This is a genomic window from Paenilisteria portnoyi (genome assembly GCF_014322795.1).
GTDB lineage: Bacteria > Bacillota > Bacilli > Lactobacillales > Listeriaceae > Listeria_A > Listeria_A portnoyi.
Window position 1 is genome coordinate 37,003 of sequence record NZ_JAASTT010000021.1, and the last position, 16,164, is coordinate 53,166.

19 protein-coding genes and 4 tRNA genes are annotated in these 16,164 nt (G+C 43.0%); 17 read left to right on the forward strand and 6 right to left on the reverse strand.

What is annotated here, in order from left to right; genetic code table 11:
* Window positions 1-2 precede the first annotated feature (2 nt).
* From HCJ66_RS13060 to HCJ66_RS13090, 7 genes are all read left to right on the forward strand, one after another.
* A complete protein-coding gene (locus HCJ66_RS13060; RefSeq protein ID WP_187133528.1) occupies window positions 3-413 on the forward strand; it encodes an anti-sigma regulatory factor in 411 nt (136 codons plus the stop codon).
* 15 nt (window positions 414-428) lie between these two features.
* Window positions 429-1,442, forward strand: a complete 1,014-nt coding sequence (locus HCJ66_RS13065; RefSeq protein ID WP_187133529.1) for a PP2C family protein-serine/threonine phosphatase — start codon at window positions 429-431, stop codon at window positions 1,440-1,442.
* Window positions 1,443-1,497: 55 nt separating this feature from the next.
* The gene (locus HCJ66_RS13070; protein WP_181677175.1) at window positions 1,498-1,842 is read left to right on the forward strand and encodes an STAS domain-containing protein; all 345 of its coding nucleotides are present in this window, start codon (window positions 1,498-1,500) and stop codon (window positions 1,840-1,842) included.
* Complete coding sequence (gene rsbW / locus HCJ66_RS13075; protein ID WP_181677176.1) at window positions 1,826-2,299, forward strand: anti-sigma B factor RsbW; 474 nt, start codon at window positions 1,826-1,828, stop codon at window positions 2,297-2,299. Before HCJ66_RS13070 ends, rsbW begins: the two co-directional genes overlap by 17 nt.
* The gene (sigB, locus tag HCJ66_RS13080; protein WP_187133530.1) at window positions 2,277-3,083 is read left to right on the forward strand and encodes an RNA polymerase sigma factor SigB; all 807 of its coding nucleotides are present in this window, start codon (window positions 2,277-2,279) and stop codon (window positions 3,081-3,083) included. Before rsbW ends, sigB begins: the two co-directional genes overlap by 23 nt.
* A gap of 9 nt (window positions 3,084-3,092) precedes the next feature.
* On the forward strand, window positions 3,093-3,692 hold the full coding sequence (locus HCJ66_RS13085) for a PP2C family serine/threonine-protein phosphatase (protein ID WP_425489672.1): 600 nt from the start codon (window positions 3,093-3,095) through the stop codon (window positions 3,690-3,692).
* 91 nt (window positions 3,693-3,783) lie between these two features.
* Window positions 3,784-4,167 (forward strand): MerR family transcriptional regulator, encoded by a 384-nt coding sequence (locus HCJ66_RS13090; RefSeq protein ID WP_187133532.1) that lies wholly within the window; start codon window positions 3,784-3,786, stop codon window positions 4,165-4,167.
* A gap of 69 nt (window positions 4,168-4,236) precedes the next feature.
* Here HCJ66_RS13090 and HCJ66_RS13095 read toward each other — a convergent pair whose 3' ends face one another.
* Window positions 4,237-4,998 (reverse strand): SDR family oxidoreductase, encoded by a 762-nt coding sequence (locus HCJ66_RS13095; RefSeq protein ID WP_187133533.1) that lies wholly within the window; start codon window positions 4,996-4,998, stop codon window positions 4,237-4,239.
* 328 nt (window positions 4,999-5,326) lie between these two features.
* Here HCJ66_RS13095 and HCJ66_RS13100 point away from each other — a divergent pair, with 328 nt between their 5' ends.
* The 4 genes from HCJ66_RS13100 to HCJ66_RS13115 all read left to right on the forward strand — a co-directional run bounded on the left by HCJ66_RS13100 (window position 5,327) and on the right by HCJ66_RS13115 (window position 8,255).
* Window positions 5,327-7,489, forward strand: a complete 2,163-nt coding sequence (locus tag HCJ66_RS13100; protein ID WP_187133534.1) for a Tex family protein — start codon at window positions 5,327-5,329, stop codon at window positions 7,487-7,489.
* Window positions 7,490-7,496: 7 nt separating this feature from the next.
* Window positions 7,497-7,955, forward strand: coding sequence for a SprT family protein (locus tag HCJ66_RS13105; protein WP_187133535.1), 459 nt, complete (start codon window positions 7,497-7,499; stop codon window positions 7,953-7,955).
* Window positions 7,956-8,050: 95 nt separating this feature from the next.
* Window positions 8,051-8,123, forward strand: a tRNA-Asn gene (locus HCJ66_RS13110).
* A gap of 41 nt (window positions 8,124-8,164) precedes the next feature.
* Window positions 8,165-8,255, forward strand: a tRNA-Ser gene (locus tag HCJ66_RS13115).
* 84 nt (window positions 8,256-8,339) lie between these two features.
* On the opposite strand, the gene HCJ66_RS13120 is transcribed toward HCJ66_RS13115, so the two are convergent.
* The 4 genes from HCJ66_RS13120 to HCJ66_RS13135 form a co-directional block, all read right to left on the reverse strand.
* Window positions 8,340-9,428 carry a DUF871 domain-containing protein gene (locus HCJ66_RS13120; protein WP_187133536.1) on the reverse strand — a complete coding sequence of 363 codons (1,089 nt, stop codon included), beginning with the start codon at window positions 9,426-9,428 and terminating at the stop codon, window positions 8,340-8,342.
* Window positions 9,421-10,596, reverse strand: coding sequence for an anhydro-N-acetylmuramic acid kinase AnmK (gene anmK, locus HCJ66_RS13125; RefSeq protein WP_187133537.1), 1,176 nt, complete (start codon window positions 10,594-10,596; stop codon window positions 9,421-9,423). The genes HCJ66_RS13120 and anmK overlap by 8 nt, the downstream gene beginning before the upstream one ends.
* 18 nt (window positions 10,597-10,614) lie before the next feature.
* The gene (locus tag HCJ66_RS13130) at window positions 10,615-10,902 is read right to left on the reverse strand and encodes a hypothetical protein (protein WP_187133538.1); all 288 of its coding nucleotides are present in this window, start codon (window positions 10,900-10,902) and stop codon (window positions 10,615-10,617) included.
* A 63-nt stretch (window positions 10,903-10,965) separates the two neighbouring features.
* Window positions 10,966-12,270, reverse strand: coding sequence for a PTS sugar transporter subunit IIC (locus HCJ66_RS13135; protein WP_187133539.1), 1,305 nt, complete (start codon window positions 12,268-12,270; stop codon window positions 10,966-10,968).
* 385 nt (window positions 12,271-12,655) lie between these two features.
* Here HCJ66_RS13135 and HCJ66_RS16025 point away from each other — a divergent pair, with 385 nt between their 5' ends.
* From HCJ66_RS16025 to HCJ66_RS13155, 6 genes are all read left to right on the forward strand, one after another.
* Window positions 12,656-12,901: a family 10 glycosylhydrolase gene (locus HCJ66_RS16025; RefSeq protein WP_343069010.1), complete on the forward strand. Its 246-nt coding sequence runs from the start codon at window positions 12,656-12,658 to the stop codon at window positions 12,899-12,901.
* A 38-nt stretch (window positions 12,902-12,939) separates the two neighbouring features.
* Window positions 12,940-13,614 carry a glycoside hydrolase family 10-like protein gene (locus HCJ66_RS16030; protein ID WP_222717505.1) on the forward strand — a complete coding sequence of 225 codons (675 nt, stop codon included), beginning with the start codon at window positions 12,940-12,942 and terminating at the stop codon, window positions 13,612-13,614.
* On the forward strand, window positions 13,611-14,141 hold the full coding sequence (locus tag HCJ66_RS16035; protein ID WP_222717506.1) for a MucBP domain-containing protein: 531 nt from the start codon (window positions 13,611-13,613) through the stop codon (window positions 14,139-14,141). The genes HCJ66_RS16030 and HCJ66_RS16035 overlap by 4 nt, the downstream gene beginning before the upstream one ends.
* 121 nt (window positions 14,142-14,262) lie before the next feature.
* Window positions 14,263-14,334 (forward strand) — tRNA-Glu (locus HCJ66_RS13145).
* A gap of 221 nt (window positions 14,335-14,555) precedes the next feature.
* A tRNA-Leu gene (locus tag HCJ66_RS13150) sits at window positions 14,556-14,639 on the forward strand.
* A 144-nt stretch (window positions 14,640-14,783) separates the two neighbouring features.
* Window positions 14,784-15,728: a tyrosine-type recombinase/integrase gene (locus HCJ66_RS13155; protein WP_187133540.1), complete on the forward strand. Its 945-nt coding sequence runs from the start codon at window positions 14,784-14,786 to the stop codon at window positions 15,726-15,728.
* A 35-nt stretch (window positions 15,729-15,763) separates the two neighbouring features.
* On the opposite strand, the gene HCJ66_RS13160 is transcribed toward HCJ66_RS13155, so the two are convergent.
* On the reverse strand, window positions 15,764-16,093 hold the full coding sequence (locus tag HCJ66_RS13160) for a helix-turn-helix transcriptional regulator (protein WP_187133541.1): 330 nt from the start codon (window positions 16,091-16,093) through the stop codon (window positions 15,764-15,766).
* Window positions 16,094-16,164 lie beyond the last annotated feature (71 nt).

Genomic DNA, 16,164 nt, shown 5'->3' on the forward strand with positions numbered 1-16,164 from the left:
AGATGGAATTCCAATCCTGTGTCAAGATTATTAATGAGTGGGACATTGTCGCCGCTCGCCAGTTGGGGAGAAAAATATCGAAGGAAATCGGTTTTGGTACGGTGGACCAAGCGAGAATCACAACGGCAATTAGTGAGCTTGCAAGAAATATTTTTCTCTATGCGGGAACTGGAGAGATATGTATTGAAAAGATGGTAGAAGCAGGAAAAGACGGACTGAAAATCGTCGCAAAAGACAAAGGTCCAGGAATCAAAGATGTCAGGCAAGTTATGCAAGATGGCTACACAACATCGGGCGGTCTGGGTGCAGGTTTACCAGGTGTGAAGCGATTGATGGATACGTTTGATTTAGTATCTAGCGTGGAAGAAGGGGCACAGGGAACCATTATTACAACACATAAGTGGGTCCGCTAGGGAGGACGACGCTACATGGAAGCTAGGGAGATTAAGGATTTTAAAGAGAAATATCGTGAAATTATGCTGAAATACTTAGAACATCAAGATGAGGAAATATTGTATTCATGCGAAAGATTGACGCGTGAGGCGATGGAAAATCGTGTGTCGCCAGAGGAAGTGGTGAATCTGCATCGTTCGATTTTAGAGGAATATGATGCGGATTTGCCGGAATATGTTTCTTCTTCGTTTGATGTGTTGCTCGAAATGATGGTCGGCTATGGGTTGGCATACATGGAGCACTTGAGTTTGCGGACAGAGCAGATAGCGCTCCGGCATGAAATTGCTCAAGCCGAGGACATGCAAAAAACAATGATGAAATCGGATATCCCGACGGTCAAAGGGCTTGAGGTTGGCGCGGTCAGTGTGCCGATGCGTCAGATGAGTGGCGATTTTTACAGTTTTACGAATGAGGGCGAAAATAAGATTAGTGTTACGCTTGCGGATGTGATTGGAAAAGGGATTCCGGCAGCATTTAGTATGTCGATGCTGAAATATGCGGCGGATAACTATGGCGGTGATGCAAAGACGCCGAGTGAGATGTTGCAGAACCTGAATGAGGTCGCGGAAACGAATATTGCGGATAATATGTTTATCACGATGTTTTATGGCTTATACGATACGGCGCATCATTTGTTTGAATTTGCGTCGGCGGGCCATGAAGTGGGGCTATATTTTAGCGCAAAAACGCGACAGTTTAGCGATTTGTATGCACGTGGGTTACCTCTGGGTATTGATCGTAGCGCTACGTATCGTGCTTTTGAAAAGGAAGTGGGGCCGGATGATATGATTTTTATTATGTCGGATGGTGTGACGGAAACGCGGACGGCGGAGGGATTCATTGAGCGTGAGGATTTGATTGCTGTTTTTAAAGAGCGCATTGATTTGCCACCTCAGAGGTTGGTTAAGGAGGTGTATGATCATTTGTGTAAAGTGCAGGACTATGAATTGCGCGACGATTTTACACTAATTTGTTTAAAACGTGTTTAAGGTGATGGTATTCAGGGTAATTACTTTGGATATACAAAATGGGCGAGGTGAAGTGATGAATATCAAAGTAGAGATCAGAGAAACTGATAGTAATCATGCGAAAGTAGTTGTGGGTGGCGAGATTGACGCGTACACGGCACCAAAATTAAAAGAGGCCTTGAGCGAGTTTTTGGATCAGGAGAGTTTTCATTTACAGATTGATTTAGCAGGCGTGAGTTACATGGATAGCACGGGTTTAGGCATTTTTGTCGGCCTGTTTAAAAACTTGCGTGCGAAGAAGAGTGAATTAGAATTAGTTGGCTTGTCAGATCGTATTTATCGTTTATTCGAGATTACCGGTTTGACTGATATTATTGAAATCAAAAATGTAGAGGGTGAAATGAATGGCAACAATGTATGACACGATTGAGCTAAAAATTCCGGCAAAACCTGAGTTTGTAAGCTTAGGACGATTAGCAGTATCGGGTGTCGCAAGCCGAATCGGTTTTTCTTTTGAAGCGATTGAAGATTTAAAGATTGCGATTAGTGAAGCGATTACGAATGCTGTAAAACATGCTTTTAGTGAAGAGGATAGTGGTGAAATTCAGATTACTTTCTCCGTTTATGAAGATAAATTAGAGGTGCGTGTCACCGATGAGGGCAAGAGCTTTGATCTGGAGAAACGCAAGGCTGAAATTGGTCCATATGAAGAAGAAAGTGATGCGGACATGTTGCGCGTTGGAGGTTTAGGCTTATTTTTGATTGAGGCGTTGATGGATGATGTGGAATTGCATTATGATAACGGCGTTTCGGTTGTGATGACTAAATATATAGAGGAAAAGCAGGTGGAGGGGAATGCCAAAATTATCTCGACCTGAGGAACTAGCGGCAAGGGAGGAAGCCCGTGAGAAGGCCAAAGAGAAGGTCTACAAATGGATTAGTGATTACCAAGAAACCGGCGATGAGGAAGCGCAATATGAGCTTGTTGTTCACTATAAGAATTTGGTGGAATCCATTGCCCGCAAGTATTCTCAAGGTAAATCATTTCATGAAGATTTAGTGCAAGTTGGAAATATTGGATTGCTAGGTGCGATTCGCAGATATGATGCAACGTTCGGTAAGAGTTTCGAAGCGTTTGCGGTACCAACGATTGTCGGGGAAATCAAGCGCTTTTTACGAGATAAAACTTGGAGTGTTCACGTACCACGTCGGATTAAAGAACTCGGTCCGAAGATAAAAAATGCGGTGGAAGAGCTGACGCGCGAATTGCAATGCTCACCACAAATTAGTGATATTGCGGATTTTATCGGTGCGACGGAAGAGGAAATTTTAGAAGCAATGGAAATGGGCAAAAGCTATCAAGCGTTGTCAGTGGATCATTCGATTGAAGCGGACTCGGATGGGAGCACAATTACGTTGCTAGATGTTGTTGGCGGCGAGGATGACGGTTTTGAACGGGTGAATCAGCGGATGTTACTTGAGAAGGTGTTGCCGGCACTAGATGAGCGGGAGCAGAAAATTTTGCAGTATACGTTCATTGAGAATCGCAGTCAAAAAGAAACTGGCGATTTGCTGGATATTTCGCAGATGCACGTGTCACGGATTCAGCGCCAAGCGATTAAGAAGTTGCGCGCGGCATTGCAAGATGAGGATTTAGAATAAATGAATGCGATGTGGCAGTCGGATTTTGATACGGAAGTCTATGTTTTTCAACGGGCGAAACATTTACAGCGACATTGCGGGGATCAATTTTTTATTAAAGAGGATGCATCAGGATTTCTCTGTGCAATTGTGGACGGCCTTGGAAGCGGTAAGGAAGCGGAGGAGGCCGCCAAAGCAGTTGTTGAGATAATTGATGCGAATAGTTCGTCAAAGTCATTAGCGGACATTATAGCGCGCTCTAACGAAGCGGTAGCCGGATTAAGGGGCGCTGCAATTGCAATATGGCGTGCGGACTGGATAAAGCAGAAGCTGATTTATTGCGGAATTGGGAATATCCGATTTTATTTAGTGGGTACGGATGACCAGTTGGTGTACCCGATTTCTTCGACGGGCTTTCTGTCTGGAAGAAGACAAAAAATTCGGACGCAAGAATTTGCATACAAACCTGGATCGACGTTTTTGATGCATTCGGACGGCTTGACGCTGGCCGGAATTAAAAAATACCTTTACGCGAGCGGCGCCGTTGAAAATACAGGACACTGCATCGAGAGTAATGTCGCGGATGTACCCGAGGATGATGTAACGTTTTTGGTGGGGAGAATGAAGTAGGGATTACATGTTCCCTTCGTTCTCATGCATATTGAGGCTCTAAATCAGCAAAAGATGCTTCATAAGAGCCACAACAAAGGTCGTGATAAAAATGGACACAATTGCTGAAACAGCTGAAAAATTTGGCATCTCTAAAAATGCTCTACGCTATTATGAAAAAGAGGGGCTATTAAATTCGGTGGCTCGTGATAAAAATGGAATTCGCTCTTACTCTGAAAAAGATCTCCTGGAAATTAACAAAATTGTTCATTTACGGAAATTAGGCGCTTCTCTTAAAGAAATCAAGGAATTTAATTTTGATGAAGCGACAGTTACAAGTGACATTTTACAAAAGCGAATCGAATTTTTAGAACGGCTTGATTTAAAGCTTCAACGAAATATTTTAGAAATCAAAGAGCAGGAAGTCTATCTCCAAAAGAAAATGAAGCGTCTTAAGCGCATCAGAAAAGATTTAGCTAAGCAAGAGACTCTCTAAACGGCAAAAATACGTATCGAAAATCTGTAACTAGATTTTCGATACGTATTTTTAATTCATAAGAGACCTTCACCAAGAAACAATTCCGCTCGTATTGCTAAATGTGATATTGGTGTTATTTTCCTCATCTATCGCTAGTTTCACCGTTCGTTTGACGCCTTCTTCCACAGGTTTTGCACCCATTTTCTTCGCAGCATCAGGAGTCCCACCGCCGAATTCAGTTGCGACCATACCAGGGTCTATCGCATTAACAGTGATCGTCACATCTTCTAATTTTTCCAGTTCTTTTGCCAGTCTGATGGTGAACATGTTGAGTGCAGCTTTGGAAGCTTGATAGCCGACTGCGCTGACGTTATAAATTTGTGAATTTGGATCGACTGCAGCGCCAAGTGATCCCATCATACTGGAAATATTGATGATTTTTGCTTGCCCGCTTTTCTTCAAAAGAGGTAACATCGCTTGGGTCGTATCAACTGTGCCGAAAAAGTTAACATCGAAGTCTTTTCTCATAATCTCTGTTTTCATGGTAGATGGTTGTTCAAAATTGTCTAAAGCAATGCCGGCGTTATTGATTAGTACGGATAAATATCCATGGTCTTGCTCGATGGTTTTCACGGCTTGTTGAATAGAATGTTGATCTGTCACATCGAGCTGTACAAAATAGGCTGTAATTCCTAACTTTTTCAGTTCCTCGATGGTGTTTTGACCGCTTTCACTGCTTCTTGCACCGACTAAAATATGATGCCCGTGCTTGCCGATTTCTTTTGCTAATTGCAATCCTATTCCGCGATTTGCTCCTGTAATAAGTGTTATTTTTGTTGCTTTATTCATCACTAATCTCCTCCTATTTGGAACTTACTTTTGAAGTATAGCACGTTCGCGTTGGACGAACGCAACTATAAGGAAGCACAAAAAAACAAGCTAGCAGGGGAACTAGCTTGAAAAAAGGAGTGGATAGTCAATTACGAAAAAGGGGGGAAACGTAAAAGCTATCTTGTTTACAAAGACTATATTACAGCTGCAAGATGAAAAGGAAAGGAAGGGTATATGAGGATGTGATGAGATTTTAATAAATTGGAGGAATCACGTGCCCTCATGCATATTGAGCCGCCCTGTGGTACAATAAGAAAAGATGAATTTTATGGAGGCAAAGAAAAATATGGAGAAAATTATACAGTTAGTACATAAATCATTACCTTACCGTCCGAACCAAATCGACGCGGTTATCGGATTGCTAAATGAAGGAAACACGGTGCCGTTTATCGCGCGTTATCGGAAGGAAATGACTGGTAGCTTGGATGAGGTCGAGATTCGAAATATCGAAGAACGCTATGCTTATGTAGAAAAATTAGAACAGCGTAAAGAGGAAATTTTGCGATTGATTGAGGAGCAGGGAAAGCTGACGGAGGAATTGGCGGCGGCGATTACCAAGGCAGAGAAGCACCAAGCGTTGGAGGATTTGTATCGGCCGTACAAGCAGAAGAAGCGCACAAAAGCAACGATTGCCAAGGAAAAAGGTTTGGAACCACTTGCAATCTGGATGCTTACATTCCCACAATCGGGGGACGTGATGGTAGAAGCGGCAAAATATATTTCGGCGGGGCATGAGTTAGCAACGACGGAGGATGTTCTTTTAGGCGCGCATGAAATCATTGCGGAAGTTATTTCGGACGAGCCAGCTTACCGTAAATGGATTCGTGAATTTACGCGGAAATTTGGCATGATGCAATCGGTCGGTAAAAAAGTCGAATTGGACGAGAAATCGGTATACGAGATGTATTATGATTACCAAGAAATCATCGGAAAAGTGGCAAGTCACCGCGTTTTGGCGTTTAACCGTGGCGAGAAAGAGGACATTTTGCGTGTTGCTGTCGTGGTTGATCCACTTAAAATCATCGAGTATTTGCGCAAACAGGTGATTAAAAAATCGGGTTCTATCGTGGAAAGTTATGTCGTGACGGCGCTTGAGGATGCTTATAAACGCTTTATCGGTCCAGCGATTGAACGCGAAATCCGTGCGGAATTGACGGAAGCCGCGGAAGAACAGGCCATTCATATTTTTGCGGAAAACTTGCGGAAATTACTTTTACAACCGCCTTTGAAGGGGAAAATTATATTGGGGCTTGATCCAGCGTATCGGACGGGATGTAAGTTGGCGTTGCTTGATAAAACGGGAAAAGTGTTGACTATCGATGTAATTTATCCGCACCCGCCGCAAAACAAGAAGGCGGACGCGAAACAAAAAGTATTGCAATTGATGAAAACGTATGGCGTCGAAGTTGTTGCGATTGGAAACGGGACGGCATCGCGTGAATCGGAGCAGTTTGTCGCGGAATTAATCAAGGAAGAGAAGCTGGACGCTTATTATTGCATCGTGAACGAAGCCGGCGCCAGCGTGTATTCTGCGAGTGACATCGCGCGTGAAGAATTCCCTGATTTCCAAGTCGAGCAACGGAGCGCAGTTTCAATCGGCCGTCGCTTGCAAGATCCACTAGCCGAACTCGTAAAAATTGATCCAAAATCGGTCGGCGTTGGGCAATACCAACATGATGTCGCGCAAAAACAATTAAACGATACGCTGACTTTCGTCGTGGAAACTGCAGTAAACCAAGTTGGCGTAAATGTGAACACGGCTTCAGCGTCACTTTTGCAATATGTCGCTGGGTTGAACAAAACGGTCGCTGGGAACATTCGCAAATACCGTGAGGAAAATGGACCGTTCGCATCACGCAAAGAACTCAAAAAAGTACCGCGTCTTGGCGCAAAATCATACGAGCAAAGCATCGGATTCCTGCGAATTTTGGAAGGAAAGCACCCACTCGATGCGACCGCGATTCATCCAGAAAGCTACGCGACAGCAGAAAAAATCGTCGTTTCTGCGGGCTTCCAATTGACGGATCTCGGCACGCAAGAAATGAAGAAAGCGCTAGAACAGTTTAGCTTGACGGAAATGGCGGCAGAACTCGAGGTCGGTAAAGAAACGCTGCAAGATATTGTAGATTCTCTCGTGGCACCAGGTCGCGATTTGCGTGACGAACTCGATGCACCACTTTTGAAGCAAGATGTTATTTCGATGGAAGACTTGAAAAGCGGTATGGAACTACAAGGAACGGTGCGCAATGTCGTTGATTTCGGTGCTTTTGTGGATATCGGCGTGAAGCAAGATGGTTTGGTTCATATTTCGAAATTGAGCAAAACGTTCGTTAGCAAGCCGATGGACATCGTTTCCGTAGGTGATATCGTGACGGTTTGGGTGGATGACGTCGATCAGAAAAAAGGTCGGATTTCGCTGACGATGCTGAGTCCGGATCAAGGGAAGTAAACCGATGATGACAGAACAAGCGTTGCAGCGGCACATGGAACGTGTGTCGTTGCAGTTTTTCCAAAAGAGGTTTCGGCACCAAGCCCGCTTTAATTCGCGCCTGCGCACGACTGGTGGGCGTTATTTATTACAGAGCCATGATATCGAAATGAATCCACGCTACTTAGAAAATTTCGGATTGGACTATTTCATTGGAATTATGAAACACGAGCTTTGCCATTACCACCTACACCTCGATGGAAAAGGCTACCAGCACCGTGACGCCGATTTTCGGGCATTGCTAGCAGAAGTCGACGCTCCGAGGTTTTGCCAAGCGATTCCAACCATACAAAAAATGCACCGCTACACCTGTTTATCCTGCCAAACAGAATTCCTACGCAAGCGCCGTTTTGACGTGAAAAAATACCGTTGTGGGCGCTGTAATGGACGATTGGCGTATGTGAATGAAGAACTTGTGAACAGGTGAAAAATTGTTTTACTGAAAATAACCAGATAAAGCTTGATTTTTTCAGTATTCCTGCTTATAATGTAAAGAGTCAGCAAAAACAAACATGACGCTATTCCACAGTAGCTCAGTTGGTAGAGCAATCGGCTGTTAACCGATCGGTCGCAAGTTCGAGTCTTGCCTGTGGAGTTCTTTCGAGGAGCATATTATAAGCCTGACGATTCAAATATGGGGAAGTACTCAAGTGGCTGAAGAGGTGCCCCTGCTAAGGGTATAGGTCGTTAACGCGGCGCGAGGGTTCAAATCCCTCCTTCTCCGCCATATTATAAATCCAAATCGATGAATCTTCATCGGTTTTTTTCATGCGCAAAAACAGATTAGCCAAAGACTAACCTGCCTTCCAAACTATTCTACAAGAAATTCAAACTTTGTCCATGGTTCCATATAGTCTAGCAAGAAAATCTCCTCGTCTAGAATCCGTCCAACGACATTGGTTTTGCCGCGGTTTTCCATGTCTTTCAGAGCGATCTGCAATTCGCCTTTATATTGACCGTACAGCTCGTTTTCAATCAAAATATCGCCTCGTTTGATGTTTGGTGTGAATGTTGGTTTGAAATCTTCTGCGCGATATTTTACGCGTGATTGCGTCGAGCGAATGAAATAATCGGATACGTCACCGCGATAGAAGTGAGGTTCTTCCGTGACGATTTTGCGTTCTAGTGGGGTTATCGTATCATGAAGCTGTACTTTTAATCCGAATTTCTCTGCTTGCATCACAGCGCTTAGTTGTGCGAGCTCTTCCTCAGAAGCGTAGGCGTTCGCCACAATAATGTCGTCGATTAGCTTTGTTGCCAGCAGATGTTTCGCCTGTGTGTCGATTGGCAAACCGCGGTGCATTTCAAGTGTGCACAATCCTTCTGTCACTGGCCAAGGACCGTACGTTGCGTCATTCGAGTGGACAAAAGCAGCAGTTCGAATCTGAAAACTACGAAAACGCTCGCTACATTTCACGAAATAATCATAGGAAAGACCAGCATATCGATGCGGATAAAAATTATGAGAACCGATCAAATTATCCCGATTCGGCTGGAAATCGATAATATTATTCAAATAATTCGTGTCGTTACTCATATTAATCTCAATTTTGAGACCGTATGGATTGAACGTCATCGCGGCTTCTTCGCTACCAGTAAAGCCCATATCCAGGCGAATTCCGTAGGCTCCGAGCTCGTGGAAAAAGGATAGATCATCATAAGAAATGCCAAGCGCTTCGAAAATGCGCGGCGAAATATCAACCAAGACTTCCATACCAAGCGCATTCGCATGACTAATCGTCTCTTTAAATTCGCGTAAAATCAGTTCTTTATCGCCGCTTACCGACAATAAACACGTAAATACGCGTGTAAAACCATATTTGTGTGCCAAACTGATGTAAGCCTTATCTTTTTCAGGTGTTGCGTGTTCTGGATAAATCGAGATACCAAGTTTATGCATGAATCGTACCTTCTTCCTTATATTTAAGTGGTGGATAGGTGACATTTCCGAGGATAACATGTTCGCGCGCGCCAGTTGCCATCGGAACGTTAGACGGTCGACCATGGAGTGTTTCGTACGCCAACAGGCCAAACGCGACAGCCTCTTTTGCATCGGAAGAGTAACTAATGTCTTCCTGTGTCAATACCTTGCAACGCCCCTCCAAAAGTTCTGCCAAATAGCGCAATAACGTCTTGTTATAACTTCCGCCACCGCTAACAATTACTTCCTCAATCGCCATTTTTGAAAAAACGAATTGTTCATAGTTCGAAACGATGGTTTTGGCGGTGAACATGGTCACGGTAGCAATCAAATCTTCCGGCGCCAAATGTCCGTATGTAGTCAGCAACTCATCGGTGTATTCCTTCCCAAAAAGTTCGCGCCCAGTTGATTTTGGAATAGCAGCGGTGATAAAAGGAGCACCCATACAATAAGCAAGAAGATCCGCGTTTACAGTACCGTGCGCCGCCATTTCCCCGCCATCATCATAGCCGCGTCCAAATAAGCGTTGCATCAAATCATCAATAATCATATTTCCAGGACCAGTATCAAATGCAAAAACCTGATCTAACGTCGCGTTTTTAGGTAAAACAGTCACATTGCCAATCCCGCCGATATTTTGCAATAAGCGATTTTTGTGCGTGTCACGGTAGAGCAGTAACTCCGTGAATGGTACGAGTGGCGCGCCTTGACCACCAGCAGCCATGTCCATCGTGCGAAAATTCGAGACAACCGTCGCGCCAGTTTCATACGCAATCACCGCAGGCTCGCCGATTTGCAATGTCGAAGCAGCGAAATCCCCAACTTGTTCCGGCTGATGAAAAATCGTCTGGCCATGCGAGCCAATCACGCCAAGTTCTGATGTCGCAAGCCCATTTTTACTACAAATCATTTTCACGCTTTCGGCAAAAAGCACACCCAACTTGAAATTTAAACTACAAATCAGCTGTGAATCAGATTCTTCTATACTCAAACTTTTACGAATTTCCGCCACGATTCTAGGTTGAAAGGGCACCGTTTTGAAATCAATCAATTTTGTCGATAAGCTTCCGTCCATCTTCCTGACATCAAGCAAAGCCACGTCCACGCCATCAAGCGACGTACCGGACATTAATCCAACAACGTACATAATATGAACCTCCTCATTTTAGCTCAGATACATTAAAAAGTAACAACTCGCCGTGCAAACTAGTGTAACAACTGTTGTAAAAATCGCCGCCTGTTTCTTCGACTTATAAAAACCATGTTTCGCGAGTAAAATATAAGATAGCCCAGCGCTACTGCCAAGACTCGTAAGTAGAAATAAAGCGAAAGGCTTAGAAACGCCAAGACCGGTAAGTACAGGAAGGAAAATAAGATTGGCTAGAATCGTAATGGCGAAAAAGATAATCGCACTTTTATAGTTAAACTTGATCCATTTACTATTCGTTTCCATACGGGTAAAACCTCCTTTTTAAATGAAGAGGGACATGATGCTGCCCCTCTTTGTGTTCTAAAGTTAAGCCAGATTCGGCTCGCTGCTGTGCGTTTCTTTATTTTCCTCCGATTGCGCTTGTTCTTCATCCAGTAACTTCTGATCGTACATTTTGAAGAATGGGATGTAGATGACGAACGATATCGCAATGTTGACTAGAACAAGTACGATGGCCCGCCAATCACCGCCTGTTGAAAGATAGGCTCCAATCGGGGCGGGTAAAGTCCACGGCGCCATGACATACGTTGGCGAGATGAATCCCAAAACGGTCGCAAAATACGAGATCGTTGTTGTAATCATTGGAATAAAGATAAACGGAATAATCAACATCGGGTTCAACACAATCGGAGTCCCAAAGATAACAGGCTCATTAATGTTGAAAAGACTTGGAACCAGTGTTGTTTTGCCGAGCGCTTTCAAATAACTAGATTTAGCAAAGAATAACATGGCAAAAACTAAGCCGAGTGTTGCACCAGATCCACCAATCCACACGAACCATTGGAAAAATGTCTCAGGAGCAACGTGAGGAAGTGGAGTACCAGCCGCTACAGCTTCGGCATTGGCACCTAAATATTTTTCCCAAAGAGGTCTTGCAACGGCTCCAATGACGGAAATTCCGTGAATACCAAAGGACCAGAAGAAACCAATTAAAAATACGGGAAGTAGGACACCAAATAAGCTATCGCCAGCCTTTACAACTGGTGCCACTGCTTGGTCGACAAGCGAATGGAGGTCAATGCCGAGTACAACCGTGATTAGTGTCATAAATAAAACAACAAAAGCAACAGGAATAAGTGCTTCAAACGACCTTGCTACACTAGGTGGAACTTGTTCTGGCATTTTGATTGTAATGTTGCGCGTTTTACAGAATCGCATCACTTCAACAGAAAAAATCGAAACAATCATGGCCATAAATAATCCGTGCCCGCCGAGATTGGCCATTGGCAGAACAAAACCGACTTTATCAAGAGCGACTGGTGTCAGGGTTAGTAGAAACGAAGCAACAGCGATCTGCCCACCGGATAGTGGATCAAGCTTGTAACTCTTCGCTAAATTGTAACCGATTCCAAAAGTGATATAAAGCGACATGATAAACATCGTCATCCTATAAGGAATTAAAATTTCAAAAGCATGCTCCTGGGCCCATTGGTAAAGTGCCGTGCTCTCAGGAACCGGTGGAAAAGCAACGATTAAAAACATACTACCAACAATGATAAACGGTAGCGATGAGACAACCCCATCACGAATTGCGCGTAGATGCCGTTGTTCAGACAATTTTGCCATTGGAATCGACAAATACTTCTCTAAAAAATTCATAAATCTCTGCATAATGACTCTCCCTTTTATAAGATAGTTATGTATTATCTTCTGTTGTGAGAATAATGGATGACAAACCTCCTTTTTATTAAAATAGTTCACAAGGTGTATTCTAGTTCATTTGAAATAAAATGTCAACGCTTGCAAAAAACGTTTAAAAATTTATTTCAGTTAGTTTGAAACGTGAAATAGGTTGCTATAAAAGGGATAGAGGCCTATTTTGACTCTTTATAAAATCCCGATATGATTAATTTTTCTAAAAAACAAGTTGAAATCAGTGGTTGAAGATGATATATTGAACCCGTAATCGCCATCTGGAAAATATCGTTAATTTTGGCGATATTAAAAAGTCTAGTGGTAGTAAGTCAAGTGAAAAGGAAGTCTGAATTTCGCAAAAGTGGCATCAGAATCAGCTTTCCGTGCACAATATAAAACCGTACTGGACGATTTTGAAATGTGGAATATGAATGCGGTGATTTTCCAAGTTCGGCCGCTCCTTGACGCTTACTACCCATCGAAAATAAATCCATGGTCAGAGTTCATCGCAAGCGGCGTGCAAGGCGCGAATCCAGGGTACGATCCGCTTCGCCATCATGGTCGAGGAAACGCACAAACACGGCATGGAACAAGGCGGGACTTTTAGCAGATACGAACTATGCTGTTTTGCACCCTGAGAACGTGTTGCGCTTTGATGAAAAACTATTTCTGAATCCTGGTATTCCAGAAGTGCAGGATCACGTTGCTGCAACAATCAAGGAAGTTGTGACAAATTATGATGTGGACGCGATTCATTTCGATGACTATTTTTACCCATATCGCATTACAGTGGATGGGAAAAATGTCTTGTTTGGCGATAAAGATGAAGATGCGGCAACATTCGCTAAATATGGTATTCCAGCTGGGTATCCAAATACGAAAGCGGGAATCGATGACTGGCGCCGTGACAATATTACGACATTAATTGACAAGGTGAAAAGTACCATTGATACGAGCAATCAGGCCAAAAAAACTGCCGTCCAATTCGGTATTAGTCCATTCGGAATTTGGGAGCATAAAGCGAATAATCCGCTCGGCTCCAACACGCCGACAGGTTCCTCGCAGTCCTATTCCCAAAGCATTTTCGCTGATACATATCAGTGGATTAAAGACGAGAAAGTCGATTATATGACACCGCAAATTTACTGGAGTTTTGACCAAGCAGCCGCTCCTTATGGTGATTTGGCAAGGTGGTGGAATAAGGCACCGGAACCGCCGCAGAAATCACCGCTAACCCAGCCAATATCGTTACAAAAATTTGGCGCGGCGATGCATCGGAATTCAGCTATCCAATTAGCGAATCCGGCACTTATGTCGTGACCGCACTGGACGCTGCCAGCAATGAATCCGCCCCAGTTATCGCCCAAATACAAGGCGCCGATGTGACCGTTTTATACCAAGATGAAAATGGGGCAGAAATCGCGTCACCGGTAGTTTTAAAAGGGAACGTCGGTGAAAATTTTGCAGCGGAAATAAAAGCGATTGCAGGCTACACACAAAAAGCATCGCAAACAACGGGAACGTTCACAGATCAAGCGCAGACCGTCATTGTGAGCTATACGAAAGTCGCGCCAACAGAGCCAGAACCTGAGCCGACACCAAAACCAGATCCGGCACCAAAACCAGATGGAACAATCGTAATACCGCCAGAGAAAGAGATTGTGCCGAATCAGCCAGAAAAAGCACCAACTGTTGAAAAAATAGTGAAGAGTCCGGAAAACAGTGAAGACAAAGGAGTGCTACCAACAACTGGAGACAAGTCGATGGATTTAGCCATTGTCCTAGGATTGGTACTTAGCATGTTGGGTGTGCTGATACTGATTCGTTGGAAAAGAAGACAAATCTAGGAAATAGGAAGAGTCTCTGCTTAGCGATAAGTAGGGACTTCTCTAGAAAATTTGAAATAGGTATTGCAAGTTTTGGTGAGTATGCTATAATGAAAAAGTTGGCTTTAGGGCTACACACCAAGGCCCGTTGGTCAAGCGGTTAAGACACCGCCCTTTCACGGCGGTATCACGGGTTCGATTCCCGTACGGGTCATAGCATTATTTTGTGTATATGCGGAGGAATACAAACGCTTTCGCTCGATTTGTGTGAAGCGGAGATTTCGTCCTACCCGGAAAGAAAAGAGATGGGTGGACGTTTTTTTGTATGTGAGATTCGCTAATTTCGCGTCGTGGATGAATAAATATTCATGTTTTTTGAGATAACCATTGACATGGTGGGGTTCCAATAATATAATATTAATTAGTGTTAATAGAGCGGTCGTGGCGGAATCGGCAGACGCGCCAGGTTGAGGGCCTAGTGGGGTAAAACCCGTGGAGGTTCAAGTCCTCTCGGCCGCATCATTTTGGATTAAGAATACTGTAATATCAATAAGTTTGTGAGTCCTGCGCGTATGCCAATTCCGCCACGACCGCAAGCTTTTTTGATAGGCTAAATGAGTCTCTGACCTAGTGGGTAAGTCTAGTGGGGAGGTCATTTTTTTTATGAGAAGAAGTAATCGATTAAGTGTAGAAGAGAAGGCAATCGTTTATCAAACGATTGTGCCTGACGATGATTTTGTATTAGAGGAATTTATACGATCAAGACGGATTAGAAATGTACGGGAAACGACTATTAAGTACTATGTGGATGCAATTAATGTTCTCAAAAGAGATAGGGGCTATATTCAGGTTGAGAAGCCTGTCATGCATCTGTCGCAGAGAGACCTTGAGGACATGATTATGTATTGGAAAGGATTTATGAGGATTAATACAATTAATAGCAAAATAAAGGCTATTAAGGCGTATTATAACTATCTACATCAGCAAGGTTTTATAAAGCTAAACCCGTGCGAAAATCTCAGTTTATTAAGAGTTAGAGAAGAAATAAGAGAGACTTTAAATCCTGATGAAATCAAGAAAATAGCTAACCATTTCAAGAAAAAAGAAACGTTTAGTTCTTATCGAGATCTGGTTATTTTCCAATTGTTATTAGATACGGGAGTGCGTATTTCGGAAGCTGTGGGTATTAATATACAAGATATTCATAATGATTATATCGTTGTTGTTGAATCAAAGAATCTTAAGCAAAGAATAGTGTATATTTCGAAGGGAATGAAGGGGAAATTAGATTCTTATTTAAAAATACGAGGTACTATTTCACATACTAAAGTATTTATTAATAGAGATCAGCTTCCGTATAGTAAAAATACTTTCCAACAGAATCTCAGAGAAGCTGGAAAGGCGTGCAAAGTGCAAAAACAAGTAAGTCCCCATGTTTGCAGGAGAACTTACGCTAAAAATGCTATTTTGGCAGGTATGGACGCTTTTTCACTAGCTACTTTGTTAGGTCACTCATCTTTAGAGGTTACGAAGCGGTATGTTCAGATATGGGGAAATGATTTAAAAGGACAGTCCAAACTGAAAAAGGACTACAGCAAATTATTTTAAGACATTCAACGACCAGCAAGGCAGAGTGAGCATGATTAATTGAGGAAATTTTGACGTTCTTCTTCTTGTTTTTTTAACAAGCGCATGTAGTTAATTACTAATTCCTTATCAGAGGCATTTAAAGACTCATAGAGCTTGTTAAAAGACAACTGGCGGTATTCCTCTTCATTATCTACAAAGTAGCTTATAGGCTGTTCTAGGACTCTAGATAAGGCATGAAAGTTTTCTGACTTCGGCTCGGTACGCCCAACTTCCCAGCTTGCAACAGCTTGTTGTGATACATTAATCAGTCGGGCTAGCTCTACCTGAGATAATTTCTTCTTTTGTCTGGCGAGTTTAATTTTGGCACTATATTTTACATTCATAATTAACACCTCAATTATACCTTACAACGAATTGTTGTATAAAAAAATAAAAAAGATGTAATACTACTAAT

Coding starts and splice junctions, on each gene's coding strand:
- HCJ66_RS13070 (WP_181677175.1), top strand. CDS start 1,498: ATGAATATCAAAGTAGAGATCAGAGAAACTGATAGTAATCATGCGAAA.
- anmK (WP_187133537.1), bottom strand. CDS start 10,596: ATGTACGTTGTTGGATTAATGTCCGGTACGTCGCTTGATGGCGTGGAC.
- HCJ66_RS13060 (WP_187133528.1), top strand. CDS start 3: ATGGAATTCCAATCCTGTGTCAAGATTATTAATGAGTGGGACATTGTC.
- HCJ66_RS13130 (WP_187133538.1), bottom strand. CDS start 10,902: ATGGAAACGAATAGTAAATGGATCAAGTTTAACTATAAAAGTGCGATT.
- HCJ66_RS13135 (WP_187133539.1), bottom strand. CDS start 12,270: ATGCAGAGATTTATGAATTTTTTAGAGAAGTATTTGTCGATTCCAATG.
- HCJ66_RS13095 (WP_187133533.1), bottom strand. CDS start 4,998: ATGAATAAAGCAACAAAAATAACACTTATTACAGGAGCAAATCGCGGA.
- rsbW (WP_181677176.1), top strand. CDS start 1,826: ATGGCAACAATGTATGACACGATTGAGCTAAAAATTCCGGCAAAACCT.
- HCJ66_RS13105 (WP_187133535.1), top strand. CDS start 7,497: ATGACAGAACAAGCGTTGCAGCGGCACATGGAACGTGTGTCGTTGCAG.
- HCJ66_RS13065 (WP_187133529.1), top strand. CDS start 429: ATGGAAGCTAGGGAGATTAAGGATTTTAAAGAGAAATATCGTGAAATT.
- sigB (WP_187133530.1), top strand. CDS start 2,277: ATGCCAAAATTATCTCGACCTGAGGAACTAGCGGCAAGGGAGGAAGCC.
- HCJ66_RS13155 (WP_187133540.1), top strand. CDS start 14,784: ATGAGAAGAAGTAATCGATTAAGTGTAGAAGAGAAGGCAATCGTTTAT.
- HCJ66_RS13120 (WP_187133536.1), bottom strand. CDS start 9,428: ATGCATAAACTTGGTATCTCGATTTATCCAGAACACGCAACACCTGAA.
- HCJ66_RS13085 (WP_425489672.1), top strand. CDS start 3,093: ATGTGGCAGTCGGATTTTGATACGGAAGTCTATGTTTTTCAACGGGCG.
- HCJ66_RS13100 (WP_187133534.1), top strand. CDS start 5,327: ATGGAGAAAATTATACAGTTAGTACATAAATCATTACCTTACCGTCCG.
- HCJ66_RS13090 (WP_187133532.1), top strand. CDS start 3,784: ATGGACACAATTGCTGAAACAGCTGAAAAATTTGGCATCTCTAAAAAT.
- HCJ66_RS13160 (WP_187133541.1), bottom strand. CDS start 16,093: ATGAATGTAAAATATAGTGCCAAAATTAAACTCGCCAGACAAAAGAAG.